At 60.1% G+C, this 1,698-nt stretch carries 2 protein-coding genes and 1 pseudogene; all 3 read right to left on the bottom strand.

Going from position 1 to position 1,698, the window contains the following annotated elements:
- On the bottom strand, nt 1-183 hold a 183-nt coding region (locus tag ACNA7R_RS20205; protein ID WP_416285331.1), incomplete at its 3' end, for an AbrB/MazE/SpoVT family DNA-binding domain-containing protein.
- A gap of 100 nt (nt 184-283) precedes the next feature.
- The gene (locus ACNA7R_RS20210; protein WP_416285332.1) at nt 284-1,027 is read right to left on the bottom strand and encodes a hypothetical protein; all 744 of its coding nucleotides are present in this window, start codon (nt 1,025-1,027) and stop codon (nt 284-286) included.
- A pseudogene (locus ACNA7R_RS20215) lies at nt 1,020-1,698 on the bottom strand (restriction endonuclease); the annotation flags it as partial. The pseudogene ACNA7R_RS20215 and the gene ACNA7R_RS20210, both read right to left, overlap by 8 nt.

Genomic DNA, 1,698 nt, shown 5'->3' on the forward strand with positions numbered 1-1,698 from the left:
GGCCGCGGCATCCTCGACAAGCGACTCCAGTCGCTCGAGGACGACCTCCGGATCGGCCTCGGGTTCGACGACTACCCTCCCGTCCTCGGTGCTAACCTTCACCTCGGTTCCGGGCTCGATGTCGAACCGCTCTCGGACCTCCTTCGGGAGGACGATCCGTCCTTTCGAGTCTACCGTCGGCATGGTCCCACAAAGAGTGGGAACGAGAGTAAGCGTTTCGGCTGCGGACTGGGAAAGCGAGTTCAGGGGTGCAGAGAGTTCGACCGTCTTTGGTTGCAATTCCTCAATCGTTGAACGAATTTGAAACGAACTCGTCGACGGAATGTGCAGCGAAGCTCGGAAGGAATTCCTCGGCAGCGAACTGCCGTATCTCACTCGTAGATTGCGCTGGCTCACCTTCGATGACGTCGTTTCGTTTTGCCACGGATTTGATCGCGTCCGAGAGATCGACAGTAGCGAGATCCCGTTTCGTTTCTCCGGTACGGACGTCTTTCGCCCAGAGCACCCAGCGAAGACCGTCCGTGCCGATCGCGACGAGATAGCGTTTCTCGAGCGTCTCGAGGTACTTCGCGAACGTGTTCGACTCGACGTACTCCTCGATATCAGCAGTGGCACGTCGTTTGTCGCCCGTCGCCTGTTCCTCGTTCGCTGCTTTCGCCTCGAGGAGGCAAACGAGCCGCGGGGAGACGTTCTTGAGCAGGTAGTCGGGTCGCTTGATCTCGACGTTTCGATAGGTGCTCGGGCGGCGGACGAAATGCGGGCCGGTTCCGGAGTATCGGTCCGAGATCGGGTTCCAGTAGCCGAGTCCATGAAGCACCGGTTCGATGAGATACTGCTCCGTGAAATCTTCGGGTGCCTGATTGACTTTCGGCCCGGACAGCGTCGTCGGCTCGCGGCAGAGTTTCCGCAGTTCTCCGCCCTCACCCAGCTCCCGAAACTTCTCGGGGAAGACCTCGAGTTGCTGGCGAACGCGCTCGGCCAGAAACTCGTCCCGGTGAAGTGTCCCGTTCGAGTTCTCGTCAGTCATCGTCGACCGTCTCCTCGACGATCGCAATTTCCTCGTCGGTCAGCCCGTACAGCTCGTAGACGATCTCGTCGATCAACTCGTCGGTCGTCTCGATCTTTGCCTCGAGTTCCTCCGCCCGCGCCTTCGTCTCGAGGTAGCTCTCGAGCCCCTCGCGAACGTCGTCGACGGCGGGCAGGGTCAGCGCCCGCAGACGATCCACGAGCGAGTTGGTCTTGGTGGCGGTCTCGCGGAAGTTCGCGAACCCGCCGGCCTCGTCGACGGCGACGGGGACGAACGCCTCGAGCAGGTCGGCCTCGGTCTCCGTGAGGTCCGAAATCCGCAGCGCGGGTTCGAACTCGGTTTCGGTGTACCCCCAGCGGTCGGTCTCGAACTCCTCGTCGTCTTCGTCCTCGGGTTTGTACCGGGCGGTGAGTCGGATCTCGAGGGACGTCGGGGACTCGCGGACGACCTCGACGTCGCCGATCCGCAGGTTCTCGCGGTCTTCGGCGGTGTCGGTGAGGATGGAGTCGGCGGCGCCTGTGGGGGGTTGAGAAAGACCAATCTTTGCGAGGGTGGAACCCTCATTATACTTGCCCAGATAATCAAGGAGGGCCATATTTAGCCCTCTTATTTTCGTTATAAGATCTGATTGTATCGGTCCAAGTTCTGATAATACTTCATATCCAATTTCT

It is taken from the genome of Natronococcus sp., assembly GCF_047921035.1.
Taxonomy (GTDB): domain Archaea; phylum Halobacteriota; class Halobacteria; order Halobacteriales; family Natrialbaceae; genus Natronococcus.

Excerpts from the sequence above, each read along its gene's own strand:
- ACNA7R_RS20210 (WP_416285332.1), bottom strand. The coding sequence starts at position 1,027 with ATGACTGACGAGAACTCGAACGGGACACTTCACCGGGACGAGTTTCTG.